At 70.3% G+C, this 17,438-nt stretch carries 16 protein-coding genes and 4 pseudogenes; 8 read left to right on the top strand and 12 right to left on the bottom strand.

Features of this window, described 5'->3' with window-relative positions; all coding sequences use genetic code 11:
• Positions 1-64 precede the first annotated feature (64 nt).
• Positions 65-916, top strand: coding sequence for a YihY/virulence factor BrkB family protein (locus ACWD1U_RS00575; protein WP_451103478.1), 852 nt, complete (start codon positions 65-67; stop codon positions 914-916).
• Between the two features lie 111 nt (positions 917-1,027).
• Here ACWD1U_RS00575 and ACWD1U_RS00580 read toward each other — a convergent pair.
• Positions 1,028-1,234: pseudogene (locus tag ACWD1U_RS00580) on the bottom strand (amino acid transporter); the annotation flags it as partial.
• A gap of 1,034 nt (positions 1,235-2,268) precedes the next feature.
• On the opposite strand from ACWD1U_RS00580, the gene ACWD1U_RS00585 reads away from it, so the two are divergent.
• Entirely contained in the window at positions 2,269-3,507 is a 1,239-nt protein-coding gene (locus ACWD1U_RS00585) for a PP2C family protein-serine/threonine phosphatase (protein ID WP_451103950.1), read from the top strand.
• A gap of 78 nt (positions 3,508-3,585) precedes the next feature.
• On the opposite strand, the gene ACWD1U_RS00590 is transcribed toward ACWD1U_RS00585, so the two are convergent.
• The 7 genes and pseudogenes from ACWD1U_RS00590 to ACWD1U_RS00620 all read right to left on the bottom strand — a co-directional run bounded on the left by ACWD1U_RS00590 (position 3,586) and on the right by ACWD1U_RS00620 (position 7,783).
• Entirely contained in the window at positions 3,586-3,753 is a 168-nt protein-coding gene (locus tag ACWD1U_RS00590) for a hypothetical protein (RefSeq protein WP_167551660.1), read from the bottom strand.
• A 36-nt stretch (positions 3,754-3,789) separates the two neighbouring features.
• A complete protein-coding gene (locus ACWD1U_RS00595) occupies positions 3,790-4,146 on the bottom strand; it encodes a PRC-barrel domain-containing protein (RefSeq protein ID WP_283974520.1) in 357 nt (118 codons plus the stop codon).
• 307 nt (positions 4,147-4,453) lie between these two features.
• Positions 4,454-4,552, bottom strand: a pseudogene (locus ACWD1U_RS00600) (PAQR family membrane homeostasis protein TrhA); the annotation flags it as partial.
• A gap of 516 nt (positions 4,553-5,068) precedes the next feature.
• A complete protein-coding gene (locus ACWD1U_RS00605; RefSeq protein WP_451103479.1) occupies positions 5,069-5,554 on the bottom strand; it encodes a DUF3618 domain-containing protein in 486 nt (161 codons plus the stop codon).
• Positions 5,551-5,970: a phage holin family protein gene (locus ACWD1U_RS00610; protein ID WP_451103480.1), complete on the bottom strand. Its 420-nt coding sequence runs from the start codon at positions 5,968-5,970 to the stop codon at positions 5,551-5,553. The genes ACWD1U_RS00605 and ACWD1U_RS00610 overlap by 4 nt, the downstream gene beginning before the upstream one ends.
• A 159-nt stretch (positions 5,971-6,129) precedes the next feature.
• Positions 6,130-6,636 carry a phosphatase PAP2 family protein gene (locus ACWD1U_RS00615; RefSeq protein ID WP_451103481.1) on the bottom strand — a complete coding sequence of 169 codons (507 nt, stop codon included), beginning with the start codon at positions 6,634-6,636 and terminating at the stop codon, positions 6,130-6,132.
• A gap of 91 nt (positions 6,637-6,727) precedes the next feature.
• The gene (locus ACWD1U_RS00620) at positions 6,728-7,783 is read right to left on the bottom strand and encodes a YihY/virulence factor BrkB family protein (RefSeq protein ID WP_451103482.1); all 1,056 of its coding nucleotides are present in this window, start codon (positions 7,781-7,783) and stop codon (positions 6,728-6,730) included.
• Between the two features lie 78 nt (positions 7,784-7,861).
• On the opposite strand from ACWD1U_RS00620, the pseudogene ACWD1U_RS00625 reads away from it, so the two are divergent.
• Positions 7,862-8,544: pseudogene (locus ACWD1U_RS00625) on the top strand (PRC-barrel domain-containing protein); the annotation flags it as partial.
• A 349-nt stretch (positions 8,545-8,893) separates the two neighbouring features.
• Here the strand turns inward: ACWD1U_RS00625 and ACWD1U_RS00630 are convergent.
• The 3 genes from ACWD1U_RS00630 to ACWD1U_RS00640 all read right to left on the bottom strand — a co-directional run bounded on the left by ACWD1U_RS00630 (position 8,894) and on the right by ACWD1U_RS00640 (position 10,976).
• Complete coding sequence (locus tag ACWD1U_RS00630; protein ID WP_451103483.1) at positions 8,894-9,517, bottom strand: DedA family protein; 624 nt, start codon at positions 9,515-9,517, stop codon at positions 8,894-8,896.
• Positions 9,518-9,539: 22 nt separating this feature from the next.
• The gene (locus tag ACWD1U_RS00635) at positions 9,540-10,190 is read right to left on the bottom strand and encodes a phosphatase PAP2 family protein (protein WP_451103484.1); all 651 of its coding nucleotides are present in this window, start codon (positions 10,188-10,190) and stop codon (positions 9,540-9,542) included.
• Positions 10,191-10,481: 291 nt separating this feature from the next.
• A complete protein-coding gene (locus tag ACWD1U_RS00640; protein ID WP_451103485.1) occupies positions 10,482-10,976 on the bottom strand; it encodes a DUF2231 domain-containing protein in 495 nt (164 codons plus the stop codon).
• Between the two features lie 492 nt (positions 10,977-11,468).
• Between ACWD1U_RS00640 and ACWD1U_RS00645 the strand changes: the two genes are divergently transcribed.
• The 5 genes from ACWD1U_RS00645 (at position 11,469) to ACWD1U_RS00665 (ending at position 16,832) form a co-directional block, all read left to right on the top strand.
• Positions 11,469-12,212, top strand: coding sequence for a response regulator transcription factor (locus ACWD1U_RS00645; protein WP_451103486.1), 744 nt, complete (start codon positions 11,469-11,471; stop codon positions 12,210-12,212).
• A gap of 68 nt (positions 12,213-12,280) precedes the next feature.
• Entirely contained in the window at positions 12,281-13,747 is a 1,467-nt protein-coding gene (locus ACWD1U_RS00650; protein WP_451103487.1) for a HAMP domain-containing sensor histidine kinase, read from the top strand.
• Between the two features lie 314 nt (positions 13,748-14,061).
• Positions 14,062-15,429 (top strand): ferredoxin reductase family protein, encoded by a 1,368-nt coding sequence (locus ACWD1U_RS00655; protein ID WP_451103488.1) that lies wholly within the window; start codon positions 14,062-14,064, stop codon positions 15,427-15,429.
• A gap of 31 nt (positions 15,430-15,460) precedes the next feature.
• Positions 15,461-15,949: an FMN-binding protein gene (locus ACWD1U_RS00660; RefSeq protein ID WP_451103489.1), complete on the top strand. Its 489-nt coding sequence runs from the start codon at positions 15,461-15,463 to the stop codon at positions 15,947-15,949.
• A gap of 10 nt (positions 15,950-15,959) precedes the next feature.
• Entirely contained in the window at positions 15,960-16,832 is an 873-nt protein-coding gene (locus ACWD1U_RS00665) for an FAD:protein FMN transferase (RefSeq protein ID WP_451103490.1), read from the top strand.
• Between the two features lie 126 nt (positions 16,833-16,958).
• Here ACWD1U_RS00665 and ACWD1U_RS00670 read toward each other — a convergent pair.
• Positions 16,959-17,210: pseudogene (locus ACWD1U_RS00670) on the bottom strand (hypothetical protein); the annotation flags it as partial.
• Between the last annotated feature and the right edge of the window lie 228 nt (positions 17,211-17,438).

The raw sequence follows: 17,438 nt of genomic DNA on the forward strand, positions 1-17,438 counted from the left end.
CGGGTTCTGTCGCACCGCAGTGCTGGATGGTGGCCCGAGGACGAAGAGTGAGAGCATCCGCGTCATGGATGATGCAGACGGTCACACGGCTCGGTGGTGGGTGGCGTTGCGCCGGACGCCGGTGGCCGTCTGGAACGACGACGTCACGGACTGGGCCGCTGCGCTGACCTACTATGCGGTTCTGGCCCTGTTCCCGTTGCTGCTGGTGATCCTCTCGATTCTGGGTCTGACCATGCCCACGGCCAAGCCGGAGGTCATCGACCGCATGACGCAGGCGGCCCCGGCCGAGTCCCGCGCTCTGCTGCGCAGCACCCTGCGGCAGATGGTCGCACAGCCGACGGCGGCATGGACGCTGATCTTCGTCGGAGGGGCGGGGGCCCTGTGGTCGGGATGCAGCTATCTGAGCGTCTTCCGCCGGGCGTTGTACTCCATGCATCGGATCAGCGCGGCCCGGCCGGTCTGGCGTACCGCTCCGCGCATCATCGCCACGGCCCTCGTCCTGAGCTCCCTGCTTCTGACGTCGACCCTCGCGTTGTTGCTCACCGGCGGCCTGGCCCGGCGTCTGGGTCAGGCTCTGAGTCTGGGTACCGGGCCCCAGACCACCTGGGACACGCTGCGGTGGCCGGTCGTGGCCGCCGTAGCCGTCTCCTTGGTGCTCGTCCTGTACCGGTCAGGACCGGCGTCCTCCCGCCCTGTCCGGAGGATGGCGCCCGGCGGCACACTGGCGGTGGCGCTCCTGCTGACCGTCTCACTCGGATTCGCCGTCTACACCTCCCTGGTCAGCACCTATGACCGTCTGTACGGTTCGCTGGCAGGCGTCGTGGTGTTCCTGGTCTGGCTGTGGCTCTCCAATCTGTCCCTCCTGATCGGCGCTCAGTTCAACGCAGAGCTGACGAAGCCTGCGCACGGGGAATGAGCCGGTCTTCTCGTACCTGCGGCTGACCGCCCGTACCCTTGGGGCCGGTTCGCCGCGGCCGCGTGGGCAGTGGCGGCCTCTGGCCTCTCGCGGCGCGCCGTCCGCCGCCTGGACCGGCAGGGCACCGCACAAGGTCAGCGCGATCAGGGCCAGGGTGGCGAGGGGAGACCACAGGCCGGCCGCGAGCGCGGCGATGCCAGGTTGGTAGCCGGGCATGGAGAAGCAGTCGGCGTCGTGCAGGCACATCACGCGCCACCACCGGTGCCCCTCCTGTTCGGGGTGCGGGTCCGGCGCGGGCCCGGGCGGGCGTCCGCTCACTCAGCCCTGTCGAGTCAGACCACCCATCGAGCATGCGGGGCGGGGGATTTGGGGCCTCGCCGAATCCGACCATCTGCCCGGCCTCAAGACACAGGTCATCGGCCGAACTGTGGCTCCGAGATCTCGAGCTCACCGCCTGGCGCGTTCTGCATGCAGAACGCAGGTCGGGCGATTCGGCTGGGCGGAAAGCCTTCCTCGACGCCTGGACCAGCGCCTGAACGACTGCTCCTCCAGGCAGCCGCGCAGGACATGCGGCGCCCGAGTCGGCACGTGGCGCGCACCCCGGCCTCGTATCCCTACTGCTCCGGTTCGGTGTTGCAGCACCTTGCGAGCAACCCTGGTCGCCGACGAACTGCGACACGTACGGTGAGGCGGCCGAGCCCGGGACAACGCCTGATGTGACCGAGTTCAGGAGGTGCCCGGCCGAGGTGGGCCGCCCCGGACGCATCTCAACGGAGCAGGGCCGCGCAGCCATTGCTGCGCGGCCCTGCTCCTGTGCACCACAGGTCCTGTCGGCGCCCGGCACAAAAGCGGACCCCCTTGTTCGGCCGAAAGGACGGCCCTGCACGGGCCGCAGCAGTCACCGGACGCGGCGGGCGCTATCCCTCGGGCAGAGGCTGCGAGGTCAGGCCGGGTTGATGTTCTCGGCCTGCGGGCCCTTCTGGCCTTGGGGGACGTCGAACGGTGGGGGCCCGAACGGCGTACCGTTCGGGCCCCACTACTGTTTGTCGTCTCCGGTGCCAGCGTGGCATGAACTCTGGTAGGCCGGGTGACTGCGCGGTCCAGGCGTTCCACACGGTGACGGTGGCCGGGCCGTTCGACGAACAGCCGGCCGACAGGTGCATCCGTTCAGAGGCTCTGTGGTGCCATAACATCTACCGGGCACCGGGCTTGGCGCCAGCCCCTCGCATCCCCGGGCCGGAGCCCTGAGCAGCAGCGAGCAGCGAGGAGTCACCGTGACCGTGCGCGGGCCTGACGGAGACGGTGGGCCGACCACTCGTACTCCCGCGAACGGGGGTGGCCGGGGCAAGGCGATAACCCTGGCGGAGACTCTGGCCGCAGCGGAGTCCGCGGCGCCTGTGGAGTCGCTCGACGTGGTCGCGGGCATGCTCAAGGAGCGCCTCGGGGCCGCGTCGGTGTCATTCCTCATCACCGACTTCACCGGTGGCTCGGTCGTACGACTGGGGGCGGCGGGCAGCATCGATACCGATCAACCCGCCCGGCGCATCACGCTGCGGGGCACCCTGTACGACGACGTGATCCGCACCCAGCGGCCGAGCGTGGAGGACAGGGGCGAGGGCGCGCTGGTGCGGATCGTCGCCCCGGTGACCAACCGCGGGGACGCCATCGGGCTCCTCGAACTCTTCCTGCCCGCGGCGCCGGACGCGGAGGTGATGCGGGAGATCGGTGAGACCGCGCACGCCCTGGCATACATCGTCATCGCGAATCGGTCCTACACCGACGTGTACCAGTGGGGCCGCCGGACCACCCCGCTGAGCCTCGCTGCGGAAATCCAGCACCGGCTGCTCCCGGCGTCGCTGGCGTGCGAGGCGGCGCAGTTCGCGGTGGCCGGGGCACTGGAGCCGGCCGACCACGTCGGGGGCGACACCTTCGACTACGTGATCGACCGGGATACAGTCCAGCTTTCCGTCACCGACGCCATGGGTCACGATGTCGACGCCGCGCTGCTGGCCACCCTCTTGGTGGGCGCCCTTCGCCGGGCACGGCGGGCCGGCGCCGACCTCGCCGAACAGGCCCGACAGGCCGACCAGGCCATGCGTGAACACGGCCGCCAGAGCTACGTCACCGGCCAGCTACTGCGCATCAGCCTGACCGACGGCAGGACCGAGTTCATCAACGCCGGCCACCCCTGGCCGCTGCGCATGCGAAACGGCCAGGTGCGGGAGATCACTCCGAAGATCGATATGCCGTTCGGCTTCCAGGTCCCCCACACCTACCGGGTCCAGTCGCTGGACCTGCAGCCGGGCGACCGGCTGGTGATGCTGACCGACGGCATGCTGGAGCGCAACGCCAACAGCCTCGATCTGTCCGACCTGATCGTGGGCACCCGCGCGCTGCATCCCCGCGAGGCCGCCCGCACCCTCATCGCGGCGATCGTCGACGCCAACCACGGCCACCTGCAGGACGACGCGACCGTCATGTGCCTGGACTGGCACGGCGTCGGCCACTCCGAGCGGGACGCCGACACCGGCGCCGACCTCTCCGACGCCTCCGCCCCGTCGCGGACGGGGCGGACCACTCCTGGGCGATGACTCGACGACTGCTCCGACACCCCGCTACGTCCGGTCCCCGGGCGGGCGGCCGTGGGGGCGCTTGCCCGGCTGACCGCGTCACCGGGGGAGGCGCCTGCGGCGGCGGCCCAGGCGCAGGCCGAGGAGGACGAGGTCGGCGACCAGAACCACCACGCCGATGACCAACAGGTAGAACAGGCCCTTCGCCACCACACCGATGATGCCGAGCACGATGGCCACAATGAGCAGCAGGAGGAAGAGAGCCATTGGTGTCACCTCAGGTGGGGGACGTTGGTGAGGGCATCAGCGGCGGGCGAGGCGACGTTCGCCGCCCGCACCCGTTCGGTAGGCGAGCTCGTAGTGCGCGAAGACTGTCTTCTCGTCCTCCGCGAGCAGTTCGCCGTCCGTGCCGATCGAGGGCGCTTCCTTGACCTGCTTCTTGTCGTAGGCGACCTTCAGATAACCGGGGCCGACCGTCGCGTCACCCAGGGGGACGAACACCAGCCGGTGCCGGGTCGGCAGGCCGACCGTCACCGTCGCGAACGCGGGCTGGTCTGTGGCCGTGTCGACATAGACCGCCTCCAGGACGCCGATCTTGTGCCGCTCGTGGTCGACCACGTCGTGGCCTCGCCATTCCCTGATGTCCTGCGCCTCGAACACGGAGCCCCCTGTCTCAGGTCAGCTGAAGACCGCTGTCGTCTTTCTCTCGCTCCTCCCTCCTTACCTGCCTACGGACCGTCACACCTGGAGAGCAGCCGACTTTCAGGGCGGACGGCGGCGAGTACGACCTCGTATCCCTGGCCCCTCCACCCGCGTACGCGTGATGCGCCACAGCGAACCATCCCCCCTGATGTCTTCCGCCTCGACTTTCACGCGCGGGGCGATGCCTCGGCGACCGCCCGGTCCGCCGCGGTTCAGCACGCGGCGACGTGGGCCATGAGCGGCGGACCGGAACACTGTCGCGGGGTCAGTAGGTGGCGAGGGAGATGGCGGTGTAGTGCGCTGTGAAGGCCGCCACGGTCAGCGCGTGGAAGACCTCGTGGAAGCCGAACCAGCGGGGAGGGGGCGGAGCCTGCGGGCGGGCAGCCCCGGATGACTCGAGCGGAGATGCGCAGGGCCGCCCAGACGGCGAACCGGCGCTCGTCGCGCAGGAAGACGGAAGGCCACAGCCCGGGTGTGCGTCCGGCCCCCGCGAAGCGGCGGCTGATCGACTGTCCACGGGCCGGCAGAGGCGGTCTGCGGCGCTGGGCGGGTCGCCCGCGCGGCTTAACCAGGTGCGGCAGCCACCGCAGGTCACCGAGACGCTCGACCCGGCTGGGCATCCAACATGCTGGAGAAGCGCGCTTCACCCGGAAACCTGCCCGTCGGCCTGCACCGCCGCCGATCGCGCACGGTCAGCCGGTCGTTCGAACCGGGAAACTCCGCAGCCTCCCGCTGAGGGCTTCATTGGCGCACGATGACCAGGGCGATGTCGTCGCGGGCTCCGCCGGTTCACGCCGAGGCGGGCCGCCGACGACCACGCCGCTGAGCGCGCCGAGCGCCATGCCGACCGGCTTGTAGGCGACTTTCGATGCCTTCACGGCTACCTCCCGCCCCGGCGGCGCAACAGCAGCCAGGCGCCCACCGCCACGCTGCCGGCCACGATCAGCGCAGTGCGGTTGTCACGGGCGGCCTGGACACTCTGCTGGGCTTTGACGCGGACCGGTTCGGGGGCCTTGTCCTGCCACACCTGACCGGCCTGTCCGGCCTTGGCCCTCACCTGCTCGGCGGCTGCGGTGGCCTTGTCCTTGACCGGGTCGGGCAGCTTGTCCTGCACCAGGTGCGCGGCCTCGGCGGCCTTCACCTTGCCCTGCCCGGTCACCTCCGCGGCCTTGGCGCCCGCCTGCTCGGTCAGCACGCCCACCTGCTCCTTCACAGCGGTCGCCTTCTCCTGTGCGCGGGTCTTGACATCCGTCTTGGCGGCCAGTTCCTCGACCGTCTCCCCCAGTTCGTGGCGGGTCTGCTCGACCTGCTCCTGCAACTGTTCGGGGCTCGAGGCGGTGGGCTCGTCGTGGGGCGGCTGGGTCATCGCTGTGCACTCTCCTTGATCTCGGCCACATCGGCCTTGACGCTGTCGATGGTCTGCTCGGGTGCCGGTGGAGCGGCCTGGCTGACCTCCTTCTTGCCCATCAACGCCAGCACGGCGGTGATCACGCCGAGAACGGCGGTGACGATCAGGGCCGCGGCCCACACCGGGAGGGGAACAGCCAAGGCTGCGATGGCGGTGGCGACCAGGGCCTGCAGCGTCAGGAAGCCGACCAGGCCGACCCCGCCGAAAAGGCCCCCGCCCTTGCCGTACCGCTTGCCCTTCTCCTTCATTTCCGCCTGCGCCAGCCGCATCTCCCCGCGCACCAGCTCCGTCAGCTGCTGGGAGGCCCGCTGGACCAGATCGCCCACCGGCTCCTGCGAGCCGCTGGGGCTGCGGTGGGAATCCTGAGTACTCATGTCGGATTGCCGCCTTTCTCAGCTGCCGGTAGTGGTCGCCCCCGATGGAGACGTCGGCCAGTGCCGTTGAACGGCATACGCCCACCTCACCGGGTCCCCGGGTACCCGGATGCGAGTACGCCATCCAGCGGATCTCCGGCCATCGGGGGCTTGTGCCTGTCAGCGCAGCAGTCGGCGTGCCAGGCGGGGAGCACGACGGACCAAGGCCGCCGCGGCCAGACCGGTCGTGGCACCGACCGCGACGTCGGAGGGGTAGTGGGCACCCGTGTGCACGCGTTCGGCGGCCACCAGGACGGCCGGCACCGCACAGACCGCGCCCGCCCACGGCCACACCGCTGCCACGGCGGCACTGAACGCCACTCCCGCGGCGGTGTGCCCGGAAGGGAACGACGAAGAGTCGGGGCGGTCATGGACCTCCTCGTGCGAGATCCACTCCTTGGGCGGTCGACGCCTGTGCCACATGCGCTTGAGGACGCAGTTCGAGGCCAGTTCCGCCACGGCCATGCTCGCCAGGCCGGCGGTCGCGGCCCTGCGTCCCCGCCACCCGGTGGCGGACAGGGTCACGGCGGCGCCCCACCACAGCTTGGTGTGCTCGGCAGTCTCCTCCACTGCGGGCAGGACCCGCCGTACGCAGCCCGACCGCCACGACGCCACCCACCGCGTCATCCGGTGATCACGTTCGCGAAGATCCGCCAGCACTTCCATGAACTGCGACTTCCCGATCTCAGCAGCGCCTAACTCGCCCTCGGCGGACACCTCATTCGAAACGGCGCCGGTCTTCCTCGCTCCACGCACGGGTGTCGCGGGGCGGGACATAGGGCTCTTCGTCCTCGGGCAGACCGCCGGCGACGGCGCGCTGGCGGGCCATCTCCGCGTCGAACTCCAGGCCGAGCAGGATCGCGATGTTGCTGATCCACAGCCACACCAGGAACACGATCACACCGGCGAGGGTGCCGTAGGTCTTGTTGTAGGACGAGAAGCTCGCCACGTAGAACGCGAATCCGGCCGACGCGATCACCCAGATCACCAGGGCCAGGAAACTGCCCGGGGTGACCCACCTGAAGCCGCGGCCCTTCACGTTCGGTGTCGCCCAGAACAGAAGCGCGATCATGATCGTGACCAGCACGACCAGGACCGGCCACTTCGCGATGGACCACACGGTCAGCGCCGTGTCCCCGACGCCCAGAGCTGCACCTGCCTGCTGAGCCAGGCCACCGGTGAACACCACGATCAGCGCGCTGACGACCGCCAGTACCAGCAGCGCCACCGTCACACCCAGGCGAACTGGCAGCACCTTCCACACCGGGCGTCCCTCCGGCGTGTCGTACACGGCGTTGGCGGTACGGATGAAGGCCGCGACGTAGCCGGATGCCGACCACACCGCCACCGCCAGGCCCACGATCGCCATGACCGAGCCGATACCCGCGTTGCCCTGCAGCTGCGTGACGGCATCGCGGATGACGTCACGGGCCGATCCAGGGGTGAGTTTCTGGAGGTTGTCCAGCACCTGCTGCGTCGCCGACGCTCCGGCGATCCCGAGCAGCGAGACGAGCACCAGCAGCGCCGGGAAGAGGGAGAGCACGCCGTAGTAGGTCAGCGCCGCAGCCCGATCGGCCAGCTCATCGTCTTTGAACTCCTTGACGGTGCCCTTCACCACCGCCCGCCAGGAGCGCCCAGGCAGCTGAGTTGGCTCATCCGGGGCTCGCCGCTCCACCTGCTCATCCGGTCCGACCCTCCTCTCACGCCGGGCCTCGGTGTCCCGGCCGGTTGCGTCGTACCGGCCCTGCCTCCGCGTGGTGACGTTCCGTGCCATGACGGGCGGGTATCCGCGCGCCCACCCGGCATGTCCCACGCCCTACATCCGCCCGAATTGGTCAAGTTGGCGAGTTTCATGGTGTTTACGAGGGTTAGCCGGGAGGCCAGCAGAAGGAGTATCGCGGCGATCACCCGCGAGCAGATTCCGACCGTGCTGGACCATCCGGTCTACGACGCCGACGGCAACAAGATCGGCGAGGCCAAGCACGTCTTCCTCGATGACGCCACCGGCCAGCCGGAATTGGTCAGCGTCAAGACCGGCCTGTTCGGCACCAGCGAGTCGTTCGTACCGATCCACGCCGCTCGCATCGTCACGGACCACTTGGAGGTCCACTACGCCAAGGACGAGGTCAAGGACGCCCCGAACGTCGATGTCGACGCCGGGGGCCACCTGTCCGAGGACGAAGAGCACCGACTGTACGAGCACTACGGCATCGACTGGGACGCCGCCTGGCAGCAGGCCAACCAGCCCGGGACCGGCGGCTGGGCCCGCGCCGACGCCGAATCCGCCACCGGCACGGAAGCCACCGATGACGCGATGACCCGCTCCGAAGAGCAGATGCACGTCGGCACCGAACACCAGGAGGTCGGCCGGGCCCGGCTGCGCGAGTACGTCGTCACCGAAGAGGTCCAGCAGACCGTCCCCTTAGGGCCATGGCAGGCCCGGACATCAGTGAAGCGGAGCACGAAGTGACGCTGCACGAGGAGCGGCCTGTCGTGGATCCCAAGGCCGAGCCGGTCGAGCGGGTCCGTCTCACCACCGACGAGCGGACCGAGGAAGAGACCGTCACGGGCCAGGTCCGCAAGGAACAGATCGAGGCCGACGCGAGCGCCCGAGGACAAGCGTCAGCCGTAACGCCGTTCCACATGGGCGCAGGGGCCGGGCCCCAGCAGTCGGCGGTCTCCCGCCCAGCGCCTCCCGCCCAGCCAGACGCTGCCTTAGGGGTCGTGCCGCGGACCGGGGACTGCATCCTCACCACCTCACGCAAACCCCTCCTGGCCTGCCTGAATGTGGTGGATGCCACACTGAAGCGCCACGGTCTGGTGGGTCGTCACCGTCTCGGTACCGCTTCTGCGGGCTATGGACGGGCGGCAAGGCGGCCATTCGTCAACGGCTGCCCTTGTTGCGGGGAAGGCGGCGGGCGAGGAATGCGCCGACGAGCACGACTGCGGCGGCGAGCAGGTACAGCTCGTAGCGGTGGATGGCGGGGTAGAGGGTGTTCAGGTGCTGTCCGGCGAGGTCGCCGAGGCTGACCCAGGCGCCGACCCACAGGGCGGCGCCGAGGGCATTGAAGGCGAGGAAGCGGCGCCAGGGCATCTCGGCCAGCCCGGCGATGATGCCGTTGGCTTGGCGCAGGCCCTCGATGAACCGGGCGACGGTGACGATCTTGCCGCCGTGGCGGGCGAAGAACGCCTCGGCCTTGGCGAGGCGTTCTTCGGTGAGCAGCACGTAGCGGCCCCAGCGGGTGATGAGCCGGTGGCCGCCGCAGCGGCCGATGGTGTAGCCGACGTTGTCGCCGAGGACTGCTGCGAGGAAGGCGATGGCGGCGACCACAACGATGTTGAGCCGTCCCGCGCCGGCGTAGACGGCGGCGGCGAGCATCACGGTCTCGCCGGGAACGGGCAGACCGAAGTCCTCGACGAACACCAGGGCGGCGACGGCCAGGTAGCCGAAGCGGTCGAGGACGGGGGCGAGGTCGGCCAGTACGCCCGGCAGCGGGGGCGGTGCCATCGCGGTGCCTCCTGTGCCGGATTCAGCGGGCGGCGTGAGCGCCCACAGGCGCGGCGGTCAGCACTGGTTGCAGCAGCCCGGTGCGCAGCCGCTCGACGAGCGGGACGGCGACGCGGCCCAGGATGCGGCTGGCCAGGAAGGCGACGGGCATGGCCAGCAGGGCGGCGCCGAGAACGTCGTGGGGGTAGTGGTCGCCGAGGTAGACGCGGGTGAAGCCCTCCAGGAGAGCGAAGGCGGCGGCGATCACCGCGAGGCGCCTCTGAAGCAGCCACAGTGCGGCGACGGTCGCCGCGGCCACGGTGGTGTGGCCGCTGGGGAAGGCGTAGTCGGTTCGGGCGGGGCAGGCGCTGACGAAGTAGTCGTGCGGCAGCGAGTAGCACGGCCGTACCTCGGCGACGACCTTCTTGACGACCTCGGCGACGGTGAAGGAGACCATGACGGCGACGGGGGCGGCCAGAGCGAGGGTCATGGTGGCGCTGTCGCGGCGGCGGGCTTGCCACCAGCCGACCAGCATCAGCACCGCGAACACGCCGAGCCCGGCATTGGTCCACAGACTGAGCGGCGTGTTCAGCCACTTCGTGTCGCGGGCGAGGTCGGTGACGGCGGTGAACAGCGAGCCGTCGATGCCGGAGCCATCGAAGGCGAGCTGGACGGCGGGATGGAGCATCATCATGCGGTATCTCCCGAGATCGAAGGGGCAGCAGGTTCGGGCCGGCAGTCGACCGGGCAGCGCCTACGCGTGCGCGGGTTGGGGCCGTGCCGCGATGCCGGTGGTGCGCCACACCTGGAGGGCATGGCAGAGGGCCTTCCGCCGCCAGCCCTCCTTGCAACGGAGGCGTCGTCCCAGGCCAGACGCGGGCGCAGAGCTGGGACGGCCGGCATCACCCAACGCTTCTGCCAGTGCGAAGGACGCGCCGACGTCAACTACGGAGACCGGACAGTTCGAGGGCGACGACGGACAGCATCAACGGGTGCCGGTCTTGGAGAAGGCGTCGTGCCAGGCGGCCTTCGCGCCGGAGTCGCCGATGCGGTAGACATCGACGACGGCGCCGGCGGCCACCACGACGGACAGCACGGCCGCCGCGACCCTCACGACCGCGCCGCTGCGGGCCCGGTCCGTGGAGTCCTGCGGCGCGGGCGTCCGGCGGGTCGTCCACCACACGGCCGTCGCCAGCAGGAACAGTCCTGCGGCCCACGGCAACAGCCCGTCCCCGAGTTCGGCATGCTTGCGCACCAGCGGATCGCTGTCGACGTGCCGCTCCAGCCACTCGCCGGCCTGCGTGGTCAGGGGCACAGTCACCAGGGTCACGAATGCGAGCACCGGCAGGATCAGACCCAGCCGCCGTGCGGCCCTGGGCCACAGCGCGCTGACGACGAGCACCAGGGCGCTGAGCGGGATGAGGACGACGACGAAGTGGACGAACAGCACGTGCGCGGGCAAGCCGTTGACGAGGCTCATCGGGGTGCTCCTCCAGGAGGCGGCCATGGGGGTGGACGGCACGGTTCCGGGCCGTGTCCGCCGATCGACGCGTCAGCCTGGCACAGTTGTTTCTCAGGTTCTTCTGAGAGCAAGTTGGGACGTATAGTCACAATTTCTGCGAGCGGCCTATTTCACCGTCAGCAACTGCCGCGCCAGCCACGTCCACACCCGCCCACAGTGGAACAGCCAGCCGCGTCGGCGGTGGTGCGGACATGACATGGCAGCCGCGGTCTACAGGGCAGGGCGGCGGCGATGGCGTCGGGTTCAGCCTGCGGGGCCAAGTCATGCGGGGTGCAGGCCCGCCTAGGAGGACGAGGTCACCCGGCAGAGTCTCGAACAATCGCGGCCCCGCATGCTCTGAGTACGTTCTGGAGACGACGGGTCCGCGTCTGCTTTCTTTCGAAGTTCAGAAGAAACTCAGAGGCGCCCGTCCGCCCGGGACCGCCGATGAGGCGCGATGCTGGACGCATCATGGGCACCACACCGAACCACACCTCTCTCCCTCCGCTGCGCAGGCCCGACGGCGGCGCCGTCCGCGTCCTCGCGGTGGACGACGAACCCGACCTCACGGAGGTTCTGGGCGCGGCGCTGCGCTCCGAGGGCTGGGAGGTCCGCATCGCCGACGACGGCGCCACCGCGCTGGAGGCGGCCGACAGCTTCCGCCCCGACGCCGTCGTCCTGGACTGGATGCTGCCCGATATCGACGGCCTTCAGGTGCTGCACGCACTTCGCCGCCGGCTGCCGCAGGTGTGCGTGCTCTTCCTGACCGCGCGTGACGCTGTCGAGGACCGGATCGCGGGGATCACCGCCGGTGGCGACGACTACGTCACCAAGCCCTTCAGCTTGGAGGAGGTGCTGGCCCGGCTGCGGGGACTCATGCGCCGGGCGGGCATGTCGCACGAGGCGGGCGCGCCGCGGCTCGTCGTGGGGGACCTGGTGATGGACGAGGAAGCCCGGGAAGTCACCCGGGCGGGCCGGATCGTGGAGTTGTCCCGCACCGAGTTCGAACTGCTGCGGTTCTTGATGCGCAACCCGCGCCGGGTGCTGTCGAAGAATCAGATCCTCGACCGTGTGTGGTCCTACGACTTCGGGGGCCGGGCCCACGTGGTCGAGCTCTACATCAGCTACCTGCGCAAGAAGATCGACGCCGGGCGGGCGCCGCTGATCCACACGGTGCGCGGTGTGGGCTACGTCCTCAAGCAGGACCGGTCGTGACGGAGCGCCGGCCATACCCACCCGCAGCACTGCGCCACCGACTTGCCGCCCGGCGCGCACGCCGGCCGGTGTCCTTGCGCCTGCGGCTGACCGCAGGGCTCGTGGTGCTGCTGGCAGTGGCCTGCGCGGTCGTCGGCGTCGCGACCGTCGTCGCCCTGGAGACCTTCCTCGTCGGACGCGTCGACCAGCAACTCGCCGCCACCGGCGGCCGGTTCGCGGCCAGCCTCGAGCACGAAAAGCGCCCCGACGCCGACAACGTTCCCGACACCCGCGGCCAGGCCGAGGGGACATTCGGCGCCCGCCTGCTGGCCGGCCACGCAACCCAGGCCGCCGTGGTCAAGGACGACACCGACGCCGCCGTTCACCTGACCCCGGCCGACCGGCACGCCCTGGCCACGCTGCCGCCGGACGGCAAGGGCCGCAGCCTCCACCTGTCCGCGCTGGCCGGTCGCTACCGCCTGGCCGCCGTCCGGGGCGACGACGGCGACATCCTGGTCACCGGACTCCCGCTGCGCCCCGTCGAGGACACCGTGCACCGGCTGGAGATCGTGGAGGCCGCCGTCTTCGGCGCGGCCCTGGCGGCCACCGCCGCCGCGGGCGCCGCCTGGGTGCGCCTGTCCCTCCGGCCCCTGGAGCGGGTGGCCAAAACGGCAACCGAGGTTACGCGCCTGCCCCTGGCCACCGGGGAGGTCGCCATGCCCGCCCCCGTCCCGCACAGCGACACGCACACCGAGGTCGGCCAGGTCGCCACAGCCCTCAACCGCATGCTCGGCCACATCGGTGACGCCCTCGCCCGACGCCACGCCAGCGAGGAACGTCTGCGTCACTTCGCCGCCGACGCCAGCCACGAACTGCGCACCCCCATCGCCACCGTCCGCGCCCACACCGACCTCGCCCTGCGCGACCCCGGCCCCCTGCCCCAGCAGGTACGGCACTCCCTGGAACGCATCGCTGCCACGTCACAGCGGATGACCGGCCTGGTCGACGACCTGCTCCTCCTCGCGCGCCTGGACGCGGGCCGCCCCCTGGCCCGCGAACCCGTAGACCTCACCCGCCTGACCCTCGACGCACTGGACGACGCCCGCGCCCTGTCCACCGACCACCACTGGCTGCTGGACCTGCCCGAGGAACCCGTCATCGTCCAGGGCGACGAACACCGCCTCCACCAGGTCCTGGCCAACCTGCTCGCCAACGCACGCACCCACACCCCGCCCGGCACACGAGTGACGCTGTCCCTCACCACCGACCTCGACCACGCCGAACTCGCCGTCGCCGACGACGGCCCGGGCATTCCCGAAGCCCTCCAGGCGGAGATCTTCCACCGCTTCACCCGGGCCGACCCCGGTCGCTCACGCAGGACCGGCGGCACGGGCCTGGGCCTCGCCATCGTCGAAGCCGTCATCACCGCACACCACGGCACGATCACCGTCACCAGCAGCCCCTGCAGCACCACATTCCTTCTGCGGCTACCGCTCGCAGCGACACCCGACGAGCACCCGGCCCTCGACAAGGACGCGGACCCCTACCCCGCGTAACGCCTCCCGGCCGCCGCCACCACTGGCCTCCGCAGGCGCCCCTTCGCGGCCCCGAGCGTCCGGGGCGGACTTCCGCGGTCCGAGAGTGTTGTCCTCCTACCAGGGGGCACTGGCGAGAGCCCCGACAGCACCCTCGCCGGGAGCGGCAAGAGGTTCTGAGTTCTCTCTGAATGAGCGAGCGAGGGGGAGCGCTCAGAGGCTTTCCAGAAGTTCCGCTGGAAAGGTGGCCGACGCACACGCACCACACGACGCATCACCACGTCGACGCGGCGTCGAGGCACCGCACGGCATCGCGAGTCGACGAGAGGAGCCCCGTGGCCACCACATCCACACACAGCCGCCATACAAGGACGCGCTCCCCTCAGCGCGCCCTGCCCTCCCCCCACACTATTCCCGTCGTGGCCCAGGTATTGGTCCATGCCGGAGCCGCAGCTGTGGTGGGCCTGTGGTGGATCGACACCACCTCCGTGGTCGGCCTCGCCGGATGGCTGACCGACGCCGGCCGGGTCACCGGCCTGCTGGCCGGTTACGCCTGCGCGGTGCTGCTCGCGTTGATGTCTCGCTTTCCCCTGCTGGAGCGGGCCGTCGGCTCGGACCGCCTGGCCCGCTGGCACGCGCTGGGCGGCCGCTACACCATCTCGCTGACGCTCGCCCACACCTTGCTGATCATCCTCGGCTATGCGGCGAGCGCCCACGCAGGCTTCTTCAGTCAGACCACCACGCTCGTCCTCACCTATCCCGACATGCTCAAGGCCACGGCGGGCTTCCTCCTCCTGGTAGCCACCGGCATCATCTCCGCCCGCGCCGCCCGCCGCCGACTGAGCTACGAGACCTGGCACTACCTGCACTTCGCCACCTACCTCGCCATCTTCCTGGCCTTCTTCCACCAGCTCTCCGACGGCGCCGACTTCGTCGCCCACCGCCCCGCCCAGCTCGCCTGGTACGCCCTCTACATCGGCGTGGCTGCGCTGCTGGTGTGGAACCGCTTCCTCACCCCGGTGCTGCGGGCCCTGCGGCACCGGCTGACCGTGACCGAGGTGCGGCCCGAGGCGCCCGGCGTGGTGTCGGTCTTCATGTGCGGCCGTCACCTGGATGAACTGGGTGCCGAGCCCGGTCAGTTCTTCCGCTGGCGTTTCCTCGCCCCCAGGATGTGGTGGACGGCCAACCCCTACTCGCTCTCCGCACCTCCGAACCCGGACTACCTGCGGATCACCGTGAAGGCCGTCGGCGGCCACAGCAAGGCGCTGGCCAGGCTCCGGCCAGGCACCCGGGTGTGGGCCGAGGGGCCCTACGGTGCCTTCACGGCGGCCCGACGCACGGCCCGAAAAGTACTGCTGCTGGGCGGCGGCGCCGGCATCACCCCGCTGCGCGCGCTGTTCGAGACGCTGCCCGGCCAGGTCACCCTGGTCTACCGGGCGCGCCGCCCGGAGGACCTGGCGCTGTGGCAGGAACTCGACGCCATAGCGGCCGATCGCGGCGCAACCGTGCACTACGTGGTCGACGAACCCGCCCAGTACTCCTCGCCACTCACCGCGGGCGGGCTTGCCACCCTCGTGCCCGACATCGCCGAGCGCGACGTCTACCTGTGCGGGCCACCGGGGATGACGGCCGCGGCGATACCAGCCCTGCGCGGGGCCGGGGTACCACGCCGCCGCATCCACCACGAAGCATTCGCGTTCTGACCGGTCCGAGCATCCTGAAAGGAGCAACATCATGGCAGTGCGCCGAGCCGCCCTCCTGACGACATCAACCGTTGCGGGCCTGGTCCTGCTGCTGTCCCTCAAACCGCACCACACCGCCCTGCCGCTACTGGCCGGCTCCGGCGGTGGCGCGGTCCCCTCGCCGACACCGGCCTCCGGCTCCGGCCAGCCGAGCCACTCCAGCCGCCCCAGCGGGTCGAAGAGCGCCGGCACCGGGGGCGGAGCCACCGGCACGTACACCGGTGCCGTCGAGCAGACCCCCTACGGCCCGGTCCAAGTCGCCGTCACCCTCTCCCACGGCAAACTGACCAGCGTCAAAGCACTGCGGACTCCGAGCGCCGCGTCGCGCAGCCAGGCGATCGCCGACTACGCCGTGCCCACCCTGACCCGGGAAGCGCTGGGTGCGCAGAGCGCGCAGATCCAGGCTGTCTCCGGCGCCTCCTACACCAGTGAGGGCTATATGCAGTCACTCCAGAGCGCCCTGGACAAGGCGGGTGCCTGACATACGCGAGATGTACGAAGTGCACAGGGCTTCCACGGGCTCCGGAAAACCCGCGCCGCTGCGTCACGTCGAGCACGCCATGGGAACGGTCTTCTCCTTCGACATCCGTGACACGCCCACGTCCGCCATCCGCCGCGCCCTTGAGCAGGCCGTGGCGTGGCTGCACCGGGTGGACGAGGTCTTCTCCGTCTACCGCCCCGACAGCCAGATCAGCCGCCTGGTCCGCGGCGAGATGAACCTCGCCGACTGCGATCCCGAAGTCGCCGAGGTGCTGCAGCTCTGCGAGAGTGCCGAGCGCATCAGCGGCGGCTGGTTCAGCCGCGCGCCCGGCGGTCGCCTCGACCCCACCGGCATGGTGAAGGGCTGGGCCATCGAACGCGCATCAGAGATTCTGGAGCGGGCCGGGGCGCGCAACACCTGTGTCAACGGTGGCGGCGACATCCAACTGCGCGGCGAGTGCGCCCCCGGCGTGCCATGGCAAGTCGGCATCGTCAACCCCCTGCAACCCCGCGACCTCTGCACTATCGTCACCGGCCGGGACCTCGCCATCGCGACCTCCGGTGCAGCCGAGCGCGGCGCCCACATCCTCAACCCGCACACCGGTAGCCCGGCGGCCTGCGGACTGCTCTCGATCACCCTGGTCGGCCGCCACCTCACCGACATCGACGCCTACGCAACGGCTGCCTTCGCCATGGGCCCGAGCGCACGCAGATGGATCGAATCCCTGCCCGGTGTCGATGCCTTCGCCGTCACCTCGGGCGCCCGCGCATGGTGGAGGACCTCCGGCTTCCCGGACAAGGCCCCCTCCCAGCGTGGCTCGGCCGAGGGGGCCCCGGACCGCATGCTCCACACCCGGAGTGACACCGATTCTCACCGACATTGATCACGACGAAGCAATCGCGGGTGGCTCCCGAGTGGTGGGTTACCCGATCAACGACGAGGTGGAGAGGGTGCTCGGGTCGGCCGAGGCGGTCGGCGAGCCCGCCACGGTCACGTTCATGTTCCGAGATCATCGACGGCATCCCTGTCCAGATGGAGTTCGGCTGGTGAGCCGCCAGCAGCTCCTGCGACGAAGCTGACCCTCGTCCTGTTCATCAGGCTCGGCCGGACGGCCGTAGGCGCTCAGGAGTCCTTCAATGCGCTGGTTGTTGATGGACTGCCGGTCATACAGACACTTCGCGTACCGGCTCAGCAGGACCTCGACGCTATTGCCGGCCCGCTGGGCGACCTCGGCCGGGTCGGCGCCCGCGCACAGCCAGGTGGGTCGTCACCGCTTCGGCCGGGCAGCACTGATCCGCATCGAACGGATGACCACGGATGCACAACAGGCGTTCGATGCGTCAGTTGTTGAGGGACTACCGGCCGCAGGGACACTTCGAAGACCGGGGCCCAGGTGATCTCCCCGTCATCGACCCGACCTGTCTTGGAGCACGCACCCGGTCACAGCCACAGGCGTCCCCCTTTCAGGCAGGCCCTCCATCACGCGGAG

It is taken from the genome of Streptomyces sp. NPDC002788 (genome assembly GCF_053592115.1).

Excerpts from the sequence above, each read along its gene's own strand:
- ACWD1U_RS00575 (WP_451103478.1), top strand. The coding sequence starts at position 65 with ATGGATGATGCAGACGGTCACACGGCTCGGTGGTGGGTGGCGTTGCGC.
- ACWD1U_RS00590 (WP_167551660.1), bottom strand. The coding sequence starts at position 3,753 with ATGGCTCTCTTCCTCCTGCTGCTCATTGTGGCCATCGTGCTCGGCATC.
- ACWD1U_RS00605 (WP_451103479.1), bottom strand. The coding sequence starts at position 5,554 with ATGACCCAGCCGCCCCACGACGAGCCCACCGCCTCGAGCCCCGAACAG.
- ACWD1U_RS00610 (WP_451103480.1), bottom strand. The coding sequence starts at position 5,970 with ATGAGTACTCAGGATTCCCACCGCAGCCCCAGCGGCTCGCAGGAGCCG.
- ACWD1U_RS00615 (WP_451103481.1), bottom strand. The coding sequence starts at position 6,636 with ATGACGCGGTGGGTGGCGTCGTGGCGGTCGGGCTGCGTACGGCGGGTC.
- ACWD1U_RS00620 (WP_451103482.1), bottom strand. The coding sequence starts at position 7,783 with ATGGCACGGAACGTCACCACGCGGAGGCAGGGCCGGTACGACGCAACC.
- ACWD1U_RS00630 (WP_451103483.1), bottom strand. The coding sequence starts at position 9,517 with ATGGCACCGCCCCCGCTGCCGGGCGTACTGGCCGACCTCGCCCCCGTC.
- ACWD1U_RS00635 (WP_451103484.1), bottom strand. The coding sequence starts at position 10,190 with ATGATGATGCTCCATCCCGCCGTCCAGCTCGCCTTCGATGGCTCCGGC.
- ACWD1U_RS00640 (WP_451103485.1), bottom strand. The coding sequence starts at position 10,976 with ATGAGCCTCGTCAACGGCTTGCCCGCGCACGTGCTGTTCGTCCACTTC.
- ACWD1U_RS00645 (WP_451103486.1), top strand. The coding sequence starts at position 11,469 with ATGGGCACCACACCGAACCACACCTCTCTCCCTCCGCTGCGCAGGCCC.
- ACWD1U_RS00660 (WP_451103489.1), top strand. The coding sequence starts at position 15,461 with ATGGCAGTGCGCCGAGCCGCCCTCCTGACGACATCAACCGTTGCGGGC.
- ACWD1U_RS00665 (WP_451103490.1), top strand. The coding sequence starts at position 15,960 with ATGTACGAAGTGCACAGGGCTTCCACGGGCTCCGGAAAACCCGCGCCG.